General features: G+C 42.2%; 16 protein-coding genes. 10 read left to right on the top strand and 6 right to left on the bottom strand.

Annotated elements, in window-relative coordinates; translation table 11 throughout:
- Positions 1-14: 14 nt before the first annotated feature.
- A complete protein-coding gene (locus BAE46_RS01860; RefSeq protein WP_006004085.1) occupies positions 15-791 on the bottom strand; it encodes a YciK family oxidoreductase in 777 nt (258 codons plus the stop codon).
- Positions 792-1113: 322 nt separating this feature from the next.
- Here BAE46_RS01860 and sohB point away from each other — a divergent pair, with 322 nt between their 5' ends.
- From sohB to BAE46_RS01845, 3 genes are all read left to right on the top strand, one after another.
- Positions 1114-2151: a protease SohB gene (gene sohB / locus BAE46_RS01855; protein ID WP_006004081.1), complete on the top strand. Its 1038-nt coding sequence runs from the start codon at positions 1114-1116 to the stop codon at positions 2149-2151.
- 18 nt (positions 2152-2169) lie between these two features.
- Positions 2170-2937 (top strand): Nif3-like dinuclear metal center hexameric protein, encoded by a 768-nt coding sequence (locus BAE46_RS01850; protein ID WP_070111631.1) that lies wholly within the window; start codon positions 2170-2172, stop codon positions 2935-2937.
- A gap of 126 nt (positions 2938-3063) precedes the next feature.
- Complete coding sequence (locus tag BAE46_RS01845) at positions 3064-3822, top strand: methyltransferase domain-containing protein (protein ID WP_006004077.1); 759 nt, start codon at positions 3064-3066, stop codon at positions 3820-3822.
- On the opposite strand, the gene BAE46_RS01840 is transcribed toward BAE46_RS01845, so the two are convergent.
- Positions 3803-4291, bottom strand: coding sequence for a glutathione peroxidase (locus tag BAE46_RS01840; protein WP_040520324.1), 489 nt, complete (start codon positions 4289-4291; stop codon positions 3803-3805). The two genes, BAE46_RS01845 and BAE46_RS01840, sit on opposite strands and share 20 nt — an antisense overlap.
- A 377-nt stretch (positions 4292-4668) precedes the next feature.
- Complete coding sequence (locus BAE46_RS01835) at positions 4669-4902, bottom strand: response regulator (RefSeq protein ID WP_070111630.1); 234 nt, start codon at positions 4900-4902, stop codon at positions 4669-4671.
- 324 nt (positions 4903-5226) lie between these two features.
- On the opposite strand from BAE46_RS01835, the gene BAE46_RS01830 reads away from it, so the two are divergent.
- From BAE46_RS01830 to mmsB, 4 genes are read left to right on the top strand one after another with little or no spacing between them, the layout of a single operon-like run.
- Entirely contained in the window at positions 5227-6717 is a 1491-nt protein-coding gene (locus BAE46_RS01830; protein WP_070111629.1) for a CoA-acylating methylmalonate-semialdehyde dehydrogenase, read from the top strand.
- 55 nt (positions 6718-6772) lie between these two features.
- On the top strand, positions 6773-7927 hold the full coding sequence (locus BAE46_RS01825; protein ID WP_006004071.1) for an acyl-CoA dehydrogenase family protein: 1155 nt from the start codon (positions 6773-6775) through the stop codon (positions 7925-7927).
- Between the two features lie 33 nt (positions 7928-7960).
- Positions 7961-9151 carry an enoyl-CoA hydratase/isomerase family protein gene (locus BAE46_RS01820; RefSeq protein WP_070111628.1) on the top strand — a complete coding sequence of 397 codons (1191 nt, stop codon included), beginning with the start codon at positions 7961-7963 and terminating at the stop codon, positions 9149-9151.
- On the top strand, positions 9144-10022 hold the full coding sequence (gene mmsB / locus BAE46_RS01815) for a 3-hydroxyisobutyrate dehydrogenase (RefSeq protein ID WP_083256764.1): 879 nt from the start codon (positions 9144-9146) through the stop codon (positions 10020-10022). Before BAE46_RS01820 ends, mmsB begins: the two co-directional genes overlap by 8 nt.
- 87 nt (positions 10023-10109) lie before the next feature.
- Here mmsB and BAE46_RS01810 read toward each other — a convergent pair whose 3' ends face one another.
- Positions 10110-11609, bottom strand: a complete 1500-nt coding sequence (locus BAE46_RS01810; RefSeq protein WP_070111627.1) for a DUF3413 domain-containing protein — start codon at positions 11607-11609, stop codon at positions 10110-10112.
- A complete protein-coding gene (locus BAE46_RS01805; RefSeq protein WP_006004062.1) occupies positions 11606-11830 on the bottom strand; it encodes a YejL family protein in 225 nt (74 codons plus the stop codon). Before BAE46_RS01805 ends, BAE46_RS01810 begins: the two co-directional genes overlap by 4 nt.
- Positions 11831-12044: 214 nt before the next feature.
- Between BAE46_RS01805 and yejK the strand changes: the two genes are divergently transcribed.
- The 3 genes from yejK (at position 12045) to BAE46_RS01790 (ending at position 14840) form a co-directional block, all read left to right on the top strand.
- Positions 12045-13073 carry a nucleoid-associated protein YejK gene (yejK, locus tag BAE46_RS01800; protein WP_006004059.1) on the top strand — a complete coding sequence of 343 codons (1029 nt, stop codon included), beginning with the start codon at positions 12045-12047 and terminating at the stop codon, positions 13071-13073.
- Positions 13070-13957: a 6-carboxytetrahydropterin synthase gene (locus tag BAE46_RS01795; RefSeq protein ID WP_006004058.1), complete on the top strand. Its 888-nt coding sequence runs from the start codon at positions 13070-13072 to the stop codon at positions 13955-13957. The genes yejK and BAE46_RS01795 overlap by 4 nt, the downstream gene beginning before the upstream one ends.
- An 88-nt stretch (positions 13958-14045) precedes the next feature.
- On the top strand, positions 14046-14840 hold the full coding sequence (locus BAE46_RS01790; protein WP_040520362.1) for a M23 family metallopeptidase: 795 nt from the start codon (positions 14046-14048) through the stop codon (positions 14838-14840).
- Here the strand turns inward: BAE46_RS01790 and BAE46_RS01785 are convergent.
- Complete coding sequence (locus BAE46_RS01785; protein ID WP_083256763.1) at positions 14837-16726, bottom strand: M61 family metallopeptidase; 1890 nt, start codon at positions 16724-16726, stop codon at positions 14837-14839. The two genes, BAE46_RS01790 and BAE46_RS01785, sit on opposite strands and share 4 nt — an antisense overlap.
- Positions 16727-16764 lie beyond the last annotated feature (38 nt).

The raw sequence follows: 16764 nt of genomic DNA, 5'->3' as shown, positions 1-16764 counted from the left end.
TAAATAAAAATTCTTTACATGGGCTGGCAGTCTAATGATTGCCCCGTAATTCCGCGGCTAATATCAGACATTAAATATACGTAAGCTGCCATAATTTGCGCGGGCGTTTTAAGCGCTTTAGGATCTTCTCCTGGATACGCTTTAGCCCTCATGTCGGTACGAGTCGCCCCAGGATTAATACAGTTAAACCGCACTAAGCTGTTTTTATGTTCATCAGCAAGCACTTGCATCATGCCTTCGGTCGCAAATTTTGATATAGCGTAACCGCCCCAAAATGCTCTGCCTTGGCGACCAACAGAAGATGTCGTAAATATAACAGAAGCAAGCTTGGTGCGTTTTAATAAGCCCAACATAGACTGCACTAGCAAAAAATGACTCTTAACGTTGGTTTGCATCACTTCGTCATATTCACTTTCTTTTATTTGCTCAAAAGGACACAAATTGCCCAGTACACTAGCGTTTAACAAAATACCGTCTAGTTTCTTATATTGGTCTTCTATAATGCCCGTCAAGCCATCGTAATCTGATGCTTTGGCACCGTGTAAATCTAGCGGCACAATACTTGGCTGCTTTACACTGTCGCTTGAGGCTTTAAGCGCTATAATCTCATCGTATACTGCTTCAAGCTTAGACACTGTACGTCCAAGCAAGATAACTTCGGCTCCCGACTGTGCATATACTAATGCGGCTTGCTTGCCAATTCCGGCGCCGGCGCCGGTAACTAAAATTGTTTTATTCGCTAGGCTTTTTTCATGGACTTGAAATGCTAAGTGAGGATACTGTTCAACCATTAATCAATTCTTCGTTTTTTAGCTCATTTATGATGTGTATATACTACCGCACAAATTCATTTAGCCAAAGCAATAGCAGGCGATGCCTTATAAATTCTAACTTTTATTACATAGCGTTTACCAAGACTTTACATAATATGCAGTAACGTAAAATATAGTCTTGCTATATACTTTAGATACTTGGCGCTTAAGACGATAGAGTGGAAACGAAACGTTTTTGCACTAAGCCTCTAAAAATTAGCGCTTTAAAATTATTAATAAAGTCCCATATATGTAAATAGTAAATCGATGGGTTAATAATATAAATGAGTGGAGTGTTTGTTTGAATTTTTTATTTGAGTACGGTTTGTTTTTTGCTAAAGCGTTAACCATTGTTATTGCTATTGCGGCAGTGCTGGTAGTTATAATGTCGGTGGCGAGCAAACCAAAGCCTAGCGGCGGTGGAAGTTTGCAGTTAGAGTCCTTGTCTGAGGGCTTTGATGATTTATCGAAAATGGGCAAAGAGGCACTGCTAACGAAAGAAGAATTAAAGCAGTTTCATAAAGACGAAAAGAAAAAGAAAAAACACGAAAAGTCTTCCAAAAAAGGAAATATTAAAAAAGAAAAGCCTAACAATTTGTTCGTGGTAACGTTTAACGGAACGTCTATGGCAAAAGAGGTTGAGACTTTGCGCAAAGAAATTACGGCTATTTTGTGCATTGCCAAACGAGGCGATGAAGTGCTTGTAAAAGTAGACAGTGGCGGTGGCGTTGTGCATGGCTATGGTCTAGCCGCGTCACAGCTCCAGCGTATAAAAGATAAAGGCCTACCGCTAACCATTAGTATTGACAAAATTGCCGCCAGCGGCGGATATATGATGGCATGTGTAGCCGACAAAGTCATAGCGGCCCCTTTTGCTATTGTTGGCTCTATAGGCGTTATTGCACAAATCCCCAACTTTAATAAGTTGCTTAAGAAGAACGATATTGATTTTGAAATGCATACCGCTGGCCAATTTAAGAGAACGCTTACTTTGTTCGGTGAAAACACTGAGGAAGGGCGCGAGAAATTTCAGGCTGAGCTTGAAGACGTTCACGTCATGTTTAAAGAATTTGTCGCGCAAAATCGCACCAATATTGATATTGACGCGGTTGCCACTGGTGAATACTGGTACGGTCTTAAAGCCAAAGAGCTTAACTTGGTTGACGACATCCAAACCTCTGATGATTTCCTAATGAACGCAAATGCGTCCTTCAAAATGTTCACCTTAAAATATGCAAGCAAAAAAACGGTTGCGCAAAAATTAGGACTTGCAATGTCTCAAGGCATTGAAAATGGTTTGTCGAATGTGCTAACCAATGTTAGAAACTGGCGTGTATAAATAAGGAAGGACTGAAATTTGTTACTTAATGATATTGTTAGCATTTTAGATAATGAACTCGATAGCCCAAACGTTAGCGATTACTGCCCAAATGGTCTGCAGCTTGAGGGTAAAAGCGATGTCCGTAAAATCGTTACCGGGGTTACTGCAAGCTTAGCCTTAATCGACAAAGCCATTGCCTTAAACGCAGACGCTATTGTGGTTCACCATGGGTATTTTTGGAAAGGCGAGAAACAAGCCATCGTCGGCATGAAGCAGCAGCGTATTAAAAAGCTGTTGGCTAATGGTATTAGCCTTATCGCGTATCATTTACCCTTAGACGTGCACCCGACAATGGGTAACAATGCCCAGTTAGGTAAGCTACTAAATATACAAAACGTAAAGGCCTTAAGCGCTTCCAAGCCCGATGGTATTGTTATGGCGGGTAACTTAAAGGAAACCCTGTCGCATTCAGCGCTTTCTCAGCTATTGTCTGCGCGCCTTTCGCATACTGTGGTAAGCGTGGGTAACAAGTGCGAAATAGCCACAGTGGCTTGGTGCACAGGCGGTGGCCAACACTTTATTGACGACACTGCTAATCAGTATGTTAATGGTCAAGTGATTGATGCATTCATATCGGGTGAAATATCAGAGCAGACCACGCACAGTGCACGTGAACAAAAGATTGATTTTTTTGCTGCTGGACACCATGCAACAGAGCGCTACGGGGTAAAAGCGCTAGGTGAGTGGCTGATGGAAAACTACTCACTTGAAGTAATCTTTGTTGATATTGATAACCCAGCATAATATGTCTATACAATTTCTTTTACAGTGATTGCTTTGCGGTGATAAGGGTTCGGGCAGCTTCTTATACAAGCATACAAATCCGCTCAAGTATTGAGTAAGCACAGCTGATTTTATAAAGAGCATATTATGAAAATCCCTGCCAGTAGCTTTAATGGTATTGCCAATAAATTCGATCAAAATATATATGGCACAAGTAAGGGCCGCCTGCGCCATCAACTGTTGCTTCACTTTTTAGCTAAAGAGCTTAACTCATCAAAAATGGACGTGCTTGATCTAGGCGGCGGTACCGGCATGATGAGCTTAGAATTTGCCAAGCGAGGTCATAATGTCACCGTGCTGGATATGTCACAAGACGCATTAGACATTGCAAAAGAGCGTTTGCGAGTTTTCTCTAATACGCAGTATATTTTAAGCGATCTTACTCACGCGATAGAGCAACGTAGCGTTAAGTATGATTTTATAATATGCCATGCGGTGCTAGAGTGGTTGTTACAGCCTTTGCCTGCGGTGCTCAATATGCGGCATTTGTTAAAGCCGAACGGGCAAATGTCGCTGACCTTTTTTAATCACGATGCAAAAGTTTTTTCTAATGTGCTATATGCCAATTTTGACTATGTAGAAAGAGGCCTACCTTCAAAAAACACCGTGCGCTTGAACCCACACAATGCACAAAAACCCAAAGAAGTACTTTCTTGGCTCAATGATAGCGCTGAGTTTACTGTAAAAAAGAGCAGGGGTATTCGCTGCTTTCACGATTATATGTCAGATAAAACTAAAATTGATGCTATGTATCAGCAACTTTTTGATATGGAAGTAAAATACAGCGATGCCGAGCCCTATAAATGGCTCGGGAAATATTTTCATATTATGCTTGAAGCATCTTAATAATATCATCATTAAGCGCCTCAGGCCTAGTGGCACTGGCATAGCGTTTTTTCACACTGCCGTCTTTGGCTACCAAAAATTTAGTGAAATTCCATTTAATTCCCTGGCTGCCCAGAACACCCGGCGCCTGCTGTTTCAAATGTTGATAAAAAGGATGGGTGTTCTCTCCATTAACCTCAACTTTGGTGGAGAGAGTGAAACTGACGCCATAGTTTAGTTGGCAAAACTGTTCAATTTCAGTGTCGCTACCCGGCTCTTGACCGCCAAACTGATCACACGGAAAACCTATAATTTCAAAGCCCTGAGCATTGTATTTTTTGTACAGATCTTCTAAGCCTTTATACTGAGAGGTAAAGCCACATTTACTCGCGGTATTAACAATCAGTACCACTTTATCTGCATATTTTTGTAAGGCAACAGATTCGCCTTTATTGTTGGTAAATGTTAAATCGTAAATAGAATTTGCCATAATGCTTATTATCAAGGGTTGTGTTTGCCTATAGTATCATTACAGTATGATTGTAAAAATAGTCATGCATCGATAATAGCTAAGAACTAAGTTTGATCCTGATATGTTCTAATTTAATCTGATTTTTAGAGGAGCGCGTAGCGGTGTAACACAACTTAGTGCTTGTCTATATTTTTTCGCCTGATACAAGATCTTGCCTCTTTCATTTTTTATAGCGCTAAATTAACGGTAAGACTTTTAATCGTATATGATTTTATTAAAATAAAGTCGGTGTGCAAATCTAACATTTAGCCAATCGTTTCGGGCATTCTATCGAAGCTTACAAACACCAGGCTAATAGAGGGCTTAAATAATTCGCGCTCCACTAGAATATTAATCTATTCAGCGCCATTTTTACTTTGTCTAAAATGGTAATCCATCAACACCAAGTCAAAATTATTCAGCTGTAGGCCATTTTTGAGCTCGCCTTCGTTGCTATAGTTTTCAAGGTCTAAGTGTTCAGTGCTCATTAAGTGACTGCGCAAATTACTGCGCGCAGTGGCATTTCCTTCTACAGGGGAAACACGCAGAAGTCTTGAACGTCGACCAGTGGACCTCGATGCTGTCGGCATGAAATTGGCACCTTAAAAAGAGATTTGGGGCGATCTACAAACTTAATAAGCGCCTCAATAGCTTTTCGAAGTCTTACAAGCTGTTATTGGAAAACTGTGTCAATTTATTAGGTGTAGTAGTAATTAATTCTTAATGGCCATCTTTACAATTAGCGTGAAAATAGCTAACAGATGATTTACAACTCCCCCCTGTTTCCTTTATAGTTGACGTTAACGTAAAGGTGAACTTGAGTTCACTCTATCAAACTCTTATAAACCCTAGTGTTAAGTGTTATCAAAAGGGCTTATTACTATTAGCTATTCGCATTAGCTAGGAGCATTTATATGAATACAGTCGCCCAGCTCATAAACGGCCAATTTGTGACATCTACTTCAAGCCAGTTTATTATGGTGCAAGACCCTGCTACTAATGAGGATATTTCGCAAATTCCGGTGTCAACAACGCACGATATGGAAGAGGCGATTCAGAGTGCGCAAAAGGCTTTCACTAGCTGGAAGAAGGTGCCGGTGTCGGAGCGTGCACGCGTGATGCTAAGGTATCAACACTTGCTGAAGCAACATCATGACGAAATTGCCATCATCTTATCAAAAGAGACTGGCAAGACATTTGAAGATGCTAAGGGCGACGTATGGCGGGGCATTGAAGTGGTTGAGCAGGCTGCTAATGTCGCGTCTTTAATGATGGGCGAAACGGTAGAAAATGTTGCTCGCAATATTGATTCCTATTCAATGGTGCAGCCATTAGGTGTTTGTTTAGGTATTACGCCGTTTAACTTTCCTGCCATGATACCGCTTTGGATGTTTCCAATGGCGATTGCTTGCGGCAACACCTTTGTGCTAAAACCGTCAGAACAAGACCCAAATACCCCCATGAAACTAGCCGAATTATTTATGCAAGCAGGCGCGCCCGATGGCGTGCTTAATATTGTGCATGGCGGTAAAGAACAAGTAAATTTTTTGCTATCGCATGACGCCATTAAAGCCGTTTCTTTTGTGGGCAGCGTGCCGGTAGGGCAGCATATTTATAAAACGGCGACTCAAAATATGAAAAGAGCACAGTGTTTCGCCGGTGCTAAAAATCACTTAGTCGTAATGCCCGATGCCAATAAAGAACAAGTAATTAATAATTTAGTGGGTGCTAGCGTAGGCGCTGCCGGACAACGCTGTATGGCGATTTCGGTCGCAGTTTTTGTAGGCAACAGCAAAGAGTGGATTGATCAGCTTGCTGAAAAAATTGGTGAGGTCAAACCGGGTCTTTGGGACGACCCCAAGGCCGGTTTTGGTCCACTTATCTCAGCCCAAGCAAAAGCCCGCGTGCTAGCGCTTATTGAATCAGGTAAACAAGCTGGCGCGACCTGTTTGGTGGATGGGTCGCAATTTTCATTAGCGCAGTATGAACAGGGCAATTGGATCGGGCCAACGGTGTTTACTAACGTAAGTACTGATATGGAAATATATCAGCAGGAAATTTTTGGTCCAGTGCTGTGCTGCATTCAAGTCGACACCTTAGCCCAAGCTATAAAGCTTATAAACGAGAATCCTTTTGGTAACGGTACCTCTATATTTACCGCCAGCGGCGCGGCGGCAAGAACCTTTCAAAGCGAAGTACAAGTAGGACAAATAGGCATTAATATACCCATACCCGTTGCGCTACCGTTTTTCTCCTTTACCGGCTGGAAAAACTCTTTTTACGGTGATCTGCATGCCTATGGCAAGCAGGGTGCGCGTTTTTATACCGAAACGAAAACCATTACGGCCAGATGGTTTGACGATGAAAGTGCTGTGGGGCCAAATATGTCAATTAATCTGCGTTAATTTGCCCGTTTATAGCAATAGAATAATTTTACCTAATTAAAAGTGAGCATTATCAATGAATTTTGAACTAAGTGATGACCAGCAGGCGTTTAGCGAGACAGCCAAGCAGTTCGCGCAGCAAGAAATGGCGCCATTTGCTGCGCAGTGGGATCGCGAGCATCATTTTCCAGTTGATGTTATTAGAAAAGCAGGCGAGCTTGGCTTTTGCGGCCTGTATACCAGCGAAGAAGCAGGGGGTTTAGGCCTTTCGCGACTTGACTCCTCTATTATTTTCGAACAACTTGCTATGGGCTGCACTACGACTACCGCTATGTTAACGATCCATAACATGGCTACTTGGATGATTGCGACTTGGGGTACAAGTCATGTAAAAGAGCAGTGGATGGCGTCGTTAGTGTCGGGTGAGAATATTGCCAGCTACTGTCTAACCGAAGCCGGCAGCGGCTCTGATGCTGCAAATATGAAAAGCACCGCTAAAACCGACGGCGAAAATTACATTTTAAATGGCTCAAAAGCCTTTATTTCCGGTGCCGGAGCAACTCAAGTTTTAGTCGTAATGGCGCGCACGGGCGTTGCAGGTGCAGGCGGTATATCAGCGTTTTTCGTGCCCGCTGATACGCCTGGGCTTGAGTATGGTAAAGCAGAGGAAAAAATGGGCTGGAATGCACAGCCCACACGTACCGTCAGCTTTGACAATGTCAGCATACCGAAGAGCCACTTGCTTGGAGACGAAGGACAAGGGTTTAAATTGGCCATGCAGGGCTTGGACGGCGGCCGTATAAACATTGCCACCTGTTCAATAGGCACGGCCCAGCAGGCGTTAAATACTGCAGCTGCCTATATGCATGAGCGTGAGCAGTTTGGTAAGCCTTTAAGTACCTTTCAAGCCCTGCAGTTTAAGCTTGCTGATATGGCCACCGAACTTGTCGCCGCTAGGCATTTAGTTCGGCTAGCAGCTAGTAAACTCGACACTAACAACGCCGATAAAAATACTTATTGCGCCATGGCAAAACGCTTTGCTACTGACGTAGGTTTTGAAGTATGCAATCAGGCTTTGCAAATTCACGGGGGTTATGGCTATATTAAAGAATACCCTTTAGAGCGACATGTGCGCGACGTGCGAGTGCATCAAATTTTAGAAGGTACCAACGAAATTATGCGCGTTATTATCGCGAGACGATTGTTATCTGATTTGCGTGAGGTACTCTAAGGAGTAACAGCCTGTAACAAAAAGGAAGTAGCTATGATTGATAAAATAGTGATTAAAGTACTCAACACACAGTGCTACAGCGCCGTGGGCTGTATTACTTTGAATAAACCTAAGGCGCTCAATGCCGTAGATCTTGAAATGGTGCGCACTATCCAAACTCAGTTAGATAGCTGGCGAGATGATGACACTATTGGTGCGATATTTATTGACGGTGAGGGCGATAGAGCTTTTTGTGCGGGCGGCGACATCGTGTCTATGTATCAGGCAATGGTTGAGCAACAAACTCGCGATCCTGAGCGCTTACCTGATTTTATGGCGCAATTTTTTGAACAAGAATATCGTTTGGACTACACCATTCATGCTTATCCAAAGCCTATCATTTGCTGGGGAAACGGTATCACTATGGGCGGTGGATTGGGCATTTTCGCAGGCGCCAGTCACAAAGTAGTGACTGAATCGGCGCATGTGGCAATGCCTGAAATTACCATTGGCCTGTTTCCTGATGTAGGCGCCAGCTTCTTCTTAAATAAAATGCCCCAAGGCGTTGGCAAGTTTTTAGGCCTAAGTGCGATGAGTATAAACGCGCTTGACTGTATTAATATCGGCTTAGCCGATACGTTTCTCGCACATGGTGCAAAGCAGCTGTTATTAGACAAACTCACCGGCCTTGATCGTATTGACGCTCACAGCATAGACGATGCGCTTAACGATTTGCACAACGAGGGCTCTACACAGGCCTTAATGAATAATATTAGCGGTAATTTAACGCTCATTCAGCCCTTTTTAGCACCCTTGGCAGATATGTATAACATTGATGAAATTGAATCTTTTTTCGACAATTTGCACGCGCAGTTTCCAGACCTGAAACCTGTACAAAAAGCAATTCAAAGCTTCAGGCATGGCAGCCCAATTACGACAAAACTAGTGCTTGAACAGCTTAAACGCGGGCAGTCTTTGAGCCTAGCGCAGTGTTTTCAAATGGAGCTTAGCATCGCTTACCAGTGCAGTGTAACGGGTGAATTTCAAGAGGGCGTAAGAGCCCTGCTGATTGATAAAGACAATCAACCCAAATGGAAATATGCACATGCATCTGACGTGCCTGACATTTTTGTAAACGCCCACTTTGAGCAATTTGCTAACAGCAACATGCAAGAGTCACAAAGCGAAAAGCCTATCAATCCGCTACACTCGCTCGTACAAGAATTTGGAGAAGGACGTGTATAAAATTGCATTTTTTGGCTTAGGAAATATGGGGCTTGGCATGGCCACCAACTTAGTAAAGGCAGGTAATGAGGTACATGTTTTTGACTTAGTCAAGGAACAAATTGAAAAAGCAGTGACAGCAGGGGCGGTTGCAGCAAAAAGTGCTGAAGCCGCTGTAGAAAACGTTGACGTCGTGGTTAGTATGCTGCCGGCTGGCGAGCACGTTAAAGCCTTGTACGCAGGTATTATCGATAAGGTAAAAGGCAACACTGTGTTTATCGACTGCAGCACAATAGATGCTAGCGATGCTATTGAGTTACACGCCCTATTAAGTTGCCATGGCCACTGTTTTGTAGACGCGCCGGTTTCGGGCGGCGTGGCGGGCGCAAATTCGGGTACCCTAACCTTCATTATGGGAGGGGGAGAAACCGCAGTTAAGCGTGCTACCCCCATATTAGAGTACATGGGCAGTAAGTGCTTTCATGCAGGTGGTGAAGGCGCCGGTCAAATCGCTAAAATATGCAACAACATGCTGCTAGCTATTATTATGACGGGCACTAGTGAAACCTTAAAACTAGCCATAGACAACGGTTTAGACCCTCGCGTAATGTCAGATATTATGAAGCAAAGCTCAGGCAATAATTGGGCTTTGGAAAAATATAATCCGGTGCCTCACGTAATGGAAAATGTGCCTTCTTCAAACGATTACAAAGGCGGCTTTATGGTTAATTTGATGAATAAAGATTTAAATCTTGCCATGCGCGCAGCCGCCGCAAATAACTCAGTGGTGCCCATGGGCGCACTAGCAAAATCTATGTATCAACTGCATGGTTTAAAAGGGAATGGCGCGAAAGATTTTTCTTCTATATTTGAAGCGTATTTAGGAAAATAAAAACGCTAGGCTAAAATTGATAGCCTAGCAAAAATTAAAAGCCTAGCGTTTTAATGTTTACCGTATTTTTACTCTCATCTATGAATTTTATTTATCGCTAAAATCTCGTAAATGCTTAATAGAGCGACTCAGCAAATTAGTGTCTAAATCGACAAGCACCTTTGATTGAGTCGTAAGGTCGGTAACTTCGTAGCTACCGTCTTTGGACACTTCAGTTAGCAGTGGATATCTCACCACAATTACATTATTATTTTGCGTGCTTACCAACCACTGGCGAGTTGGCGATTGAAGAGCTTGTCCAGTAGAAAAACGAATGGATGGTGCCAAACAGCCAAACTCGCTTAATACCGTGGGTATTATATCTTCGTTAGTAGATATCTGGTTGCTTTGAACAAAATTACTCCACAGTTTGAAGGTAGCGTCTTCGCTTTTAGCAATAACAAGTACTTGCGCATTTTGTTGTAAGGTCGACAAATCAAACCCTAATAATTTTTCGTTTGACATAACGCCCATAAAAAAGCCGGCATTAGCACTGTTGACCGCTTGGGTAAAACTTTCAAATTCAGCTGTATTGCTTTCTCCCGCTGTGTAGAAGCCTGTGTTGACATCAAAGGCAGCCAGTAGCTCTGTTGCAATGGCCGGAGAAGACGTCATAGACAGCAGGTTACTCGGAATACCAAACAGTAGCTGGCGCGCTAAACCTGCTGGTTCTTGCTGTAAATTTAAATGGAACTGATTGGCCGTTAATGAAGATATATCACTGTTTTTAACCGTGTCTAAGCTAGCCAGTACCACGATTTTTTTTGTATTATCAACACTACAGTAAACTTGCTTGGGCGGATAATTAAAACGACTAGTTTCACTGTTATATTGCAATTGTTCTTGCTGTTCAAGCTGCTGTAAATCAATAAAGCCATATCGAGCCATCAGCGTTTTAGCAGTTGCTGGATAAGACAGTGGAAACATATTGTCTTGTTTCAATACTGGCGTATAAAGCCTAGCGTCAGCCCATACGTGAATAGCGTGACTGCTGACAAAGCACAGCACTAAAGCAGCAATGACGTAGCGAACCATTTTTATGCGCTGGAATCGACCAATTCGTTTAAAAATCGCATTGGCAATAACAAGCTGGAACATTAACCATATAATAAACAGCAGCACAAAATAAAACCATTGTAACCAGCCAAACGCGGCTATTTGGCCTTGCGCTTCGTTTTTCACTAATTCGGCTGAACTAAACGTTATATGAAAGCCCGTTTTGTTGTATAGCAGAGCATCAAACGCTAATAACGCTAAGCACACAGCCGCAATGACCGATGCGCTGGCTTTTAAAACGTTTAAATTGGTGATTTTATAACACAAGGGTAAGACTAGAATGACAAAGCCTAAAAAGGTGATAAAACTGGTGTGGCCCAACCAAGTAGTAATTAAATATACAAAGCTGATAGGCGTATCGGCAAGGGGAGAAGAAAAAAGATAGACTGACGATATTGCCGACGCCATCAGTATGTTTGCAAAGGCAAACCAGTGTCCCCAACTGACCTGTTGAACAATTTGTTTTCTACGCGGTGACTCATTATAAATCATGACTTGGGGCTATTGGCGCTTTTTTTAAGAGCATCACAAAACTGATTGATCATAAGCGGCCTAAGTTCATCGTTTACTTGATGCTGAAATATATTGGCCAGCACATTGCCAAGTACCATAATAGACAAATCGCCTTTAGCCTTATGCTTCTCAAGCGCTAAAAATACTGCTTCGGTAAGAGCGTCAAATTCTTTATTACTATAACGCGATTTTATGGGCATTTATTTGTCCTATGATTTTTGATATGAAACTCTATACAATTACGCTATGGGTAATTAGATTTTGCGTAAATGAAACCAAAATAGACGACATTTGGGCTATATTTCACGATACAGCAAAGTATAATGGCTGTTAGAATTTTCACCAACACTTTGTTTGTCTCTACTTGCTGCGCAAAGAGAGTAAACGTCTAATTATAAGGTTATCACATAATATATGAGTGCAAACGTAAATGAGTTTGTTGTACACCAAATTAGTTTATCGCAAGAAGGTAAACTTGTTTTTATTCCTCGGCCAAGCTGTTTTGAAGTGTCTGCGCCAATAATTGATCTAGCCACGCAGCTTCACAGCAATTTCAACAGCAAGCCAAGCAAAGGCGTTGGCGGATTTGGTAGTGAACTCGTTCAAACGATGCCTAATTTAATCGCGCAAATGAGTAATAAGTCTATCGATTTTTACGATTTCAGTATACAAGCCACACAGCATTTGGTTAAAACTATCACCGATGAAGCGATGCTGGAAACAGGCTATGTCGTATTTAGCCTTTATAATTACTTGGCAACCGATTATTTACTCATTGCAATGCTTGACACGAAAGACTCTATGTCGGTCAATCAGCAGCTTGATTTAACATCAAATAAATTTTTAGAGCTAAGTAAAATGCAAATCGCGGTGCGTATTGACCTAACGCAGCTAGATGTTAGTGCTCAAAATGAACGTTATATCAGTTTTATTAAAGGTCGCATGGGCCGAAAAGTATCAGACTTTTTTATGAGTTTTATTGGCTGTGAAGAAAAAGTCGACACCAAATCGCAAAATAAACAGTTTGTGCAACATCTAGATACTTACTTATCTGCGCAGCCGCTAGACGCAAACGAAAAGCACGAACATCGCCAAAGTATATCCAAATACTACAAAGAAAAAGCAGATTTAGGCGAAGAAATAGCCATTGATGAAGTAGATAGCGTACTGCCGGCTATGTCGCAGGGAAACCACAGTTTCGCGCATTACAACGCAGGCTTAGAGCAGCCTCTTGAGCCTAAGTTTCAGCCTGATAAGTCGATGATTAATGCGATGAATAAATATTCAGGGGCAGGCGGCGGCGTAAGCGTCAGCTTTGAGCGTAAACTGTTGGGCCAGCGCATTCACTATGATGCAAACACAGATACCCTGACCATCTCGGGCCTACCCCCTAATTTAAAAGACCAACTAACAAAATCGGCAAAAGGCGATAATCATTCATGAAGTTATTTGTAAACGATCTTACCGTAATGGACTTTTCATATTTGTGCCCCCAGCGCGGAATGGTAGGAGAAAGCTGGATAGTAGACGTCATATTAGACGGTGGTCTAAATGACGAAAGTATGGTGCAAGATTTTGGAATTGTAAAAAAGCAGTTAAAAAAAGTAATAGACGAATATGTTGACCACAAGTTAGTCGTGCCCGCAGATCATCAAAACACCCGCATTTACTCACCCGCTAGCGACGACAGAGTGCAGGTTGACTTTGTCTTTGCTGACGGTTTGCCTATTCAGCTTTTTTGTCCACCAGAGGCTTACGCATTTGTGTATAAGTTAGAAGGTGAACCTTCGCTTATTACCAAAAAGTCTCTCACTGCGTATTTAAAGGATGTGATTACAACACATTTGCCTGAAAATGTGCACGATATTGATATTACCCTGCGCGAAGAAGTCATCAATACGCCGTTTTATCATTATACCCACGGCTTAAAAAAGCATGACGGCAACTGTCAACGTATAGCCCATGGACATCGTTCAAAAATCTTGATTTCACAAAATGGGATCAGCTCTGAAAAGTGGCAGCGCTATTGGGCCGACAGATGGTCTGATATTTATATTGGCAGCACTGAAGATACAGTTGATGCGCAGGCTTTGAGTTTTTCATTGCTTAACGATGCACCGGTGTACTGTTTTAAATATGAAGCGTCTCAGGGACTATTTGAAATGGCCATAGCGAGCCAAGTGTGTGAGCTTATTGACTATGACTCAACGGTTGAGTGTTTAGCGCAATACATCTTAGAGCAGACTCAGAAAGAAACAGACGACCCACTCACTGTTATGGCATTTGAAGGCGTAGGTAAAGGCGCAATGATAAGTGCTAATATCTAAGACGAAGCCGCCTTGTTAAATAGTATAAAATTAATATTAAAAAGATTTATGGAGAGCTTGAGTGATTACAAAACTTCTTAAGCCAGTAATGATAGTCATGTTTATGCTGCTTAGCAAGTTGGCTTTCGCTCAGCCTTTATTGGTAGGTGAGTTTATGCAAGGCAGTCTGCTGCGCGGAAAACTGCCTGCCAATTACTTGGTCAGTTTAAACGACAGCTCCGTTAAGGTCTCAGCCTACGGCGATTTCGTATTCGGATTTGGGCGCGACGCAGACCTAAGTCATGAACTTAAATGGAAACTGCCAGACTCACCGCGTTGGCAAATACAAACAATTACGCTTAAAAAGCGTGAGTATCAAGAAGACCGTATTGAAGGTGTGGCGCAAAAATTCGTCAGTCCGCCTAAAGAAGTGCAGGCTCGCATAAGCAAAGACAATCGAGCTATTGCTAATGCAAGGGCGCATAACTCAAATTTTTTATATTTTACGCAAGATTTTATACTGCCTGCAAAAGGACGGATTTCAGGCGTTTATGGCTCGCGGCGTATTTTTAACGGTGAACCTAAACGGCCACACTTTGGTTTAGATATTGCCAATAAAACAGGCACACCAGTAATAGCCCCCGCAACCGGCGTGGTGAGGCTTGCACACAGCGACATGTTTTATTCAGGTGGTACTTTAATTATTGATCACGGCTTTGGCGTAACGTCTACTTTTATTCATTTAAGTAAACTGCATGTTGAAGAAGGACAAAGAGTAGAGCAAGGTGCTTTAGTGGCTGAAATTGGGGCCACGGGTCGAGTGACCGGCCCGCATTTGGATTGGCGCATCAACTGGTTTAAAGAGCGTTTAGATCCTGCCTTGCTGGTAACACTGCCTCTTTAAAGTTGATCTACGCCTAGCCACTGCAGAAATAGTGCAGAGTTTTCAATGGCGATATCGCAGGTGTCTGGCAAGGCGCGCACTACGCTAAAGTTAAGCGTAAGTAGCCTACCATCGCGCAGTATATCAATAGGCACTATGTCATCAATTTTACACAAATTTAGCAGCTTACAAAAACGTACGTCATCGCACTGCCACTTGTTGAAAGCCATAATTGTATCGCCCTCACATAAACCAGCAATACATGACGCCCGACCTTCGTGAACTGACATTACTGTTAACTGATTGTTGACCATGGCCATTATTGCGCCAATGTCGTACTTAGCAATATTCTCAGCTGGACCACCTTTGTCTTGAAAGTGATTAGGTGAACGCATATTGAGCTTAAGACCAATAGAGTGCAGTAGGGTAGGTAGGGGAAGGTCGATCGGCGTTTGCGTCGCTAAATATAAAAAGCTGCTTAAGTCGATGTTAAATTCACTTTTACATAAGTCAAGAATGACAGTATCGCTGGTTCCTATATGGGTTTTACCGTGCTGCTCCCACAAGTATTTCATAACATTGTCAAGTGAGACATTGTTATTAGACTGCTGGCGAAGGGTAATGTCTAAGCATAGCGCAATAACAGCGCCTTTATTATAATAACTAACGATATGATTGATTGAACCTGCATCTTGTTTATAGAATTTGTTCCATGCTTCGAAGCTTGATTCACTGACACTTTGTTTGTGGCGCCCAGAATTTCGCATTAAGCGCGTTATGGCTTCATTTAAAACTTGTACATATTGAGCGGGTGATATAATTTTTGTTCTTGCTAAACTTAGCTCATCATAAAATGATGTAAAGCCTTCGTATATCCAGAGTTGTGGGGTATACACTTCTTCAAATAAATTGGGTTGATGCATAAGTAGCGGTTTGATACGTTTAACGTGCCAAGTGTGGAATAGCTCGTGGCTGCACAGGGCTAAAAAATGCTGATATTCTTTGCTTATTTTGTCGGGTTCACCCACAAAAGGTAAATCGAAGCGACTGTACTGAAGTACGGTACTGTCGGTGTGTTCTAGACCGCCAAAGCCTTGGTCGCACACCAGCGTAATGAACCAATATTCTGGGCACGGAAAATCACCAAACAGCGTAATGTGGTGTTCAATTATTGCACTTAAATCACGCTCCATTCGCATAAAGTCAAAGTTGTGTTGCCCGCTAAAGACTATATGGAATTGGTGACCCATAACATTAAAACAATAGTCGTCAAACTGTCCCATCAGCACAGGATGATCAATGAGCGTAAAGTAGTCTGTGGTTTTGTATACGGTATCTGAATTAGGTGGCGTTTCTTGTCTATCTGCCTTTGGCAAAGAGGTGGCAATTAACGGTGAAAGCGAGTCTTTTTGTTGCCTTATACGCAAAGTATGAGCAGAACTTTCATAGCCCTTTACACATAAAAATACCGATGTGCCATTAAAAAACGCATATTCATCGTTTATAAACGCGCTTCTTACAGACAGATCGTTTGCGTACACAATATACCGAAGTGAAAACTGCTTAAGCGCTTGGTCATCTTTAGTGCTAATTTCCCATTCTTGTTTTGAAAGTTGCTTTATCACGATGTGATCTTGCTGACTTTTTAAACTATGTAAATTCTTAGAAAAATCCCTAATCATGTAGCTGCCAGGTATCCAAGCAGGCAAGGCAACGTTTACAGAAGCGGGCGCAATATCATCACTTTTCGAGAAGTCTACCTGCATAGTTACTTCAAATAAGTGCTCTTGGCTGCTTAATACACTAATTTGATATGCAATATTTGTTTGCTGACGCGTGCTTGCTACGGGTATAATAGATGGGATCATAAAAAAATAAATAATTGGATCATGCCTAAAATATATCATGTAAATACTCTATTTACATCGATTGCAACAAACGCGCT

Source organism: Glaciecola punicea, from assembly GCF_001756615.1.
GTDB lineage: Bacteria > Pseudomonadota > Gammaproteobacteria > Enterobacterales > Alteromonadaceae > Glaciecola > Glaciecola punicea.
This window is presented reverse-complemented; position numbering and strand designations above follow the sequence as displayed.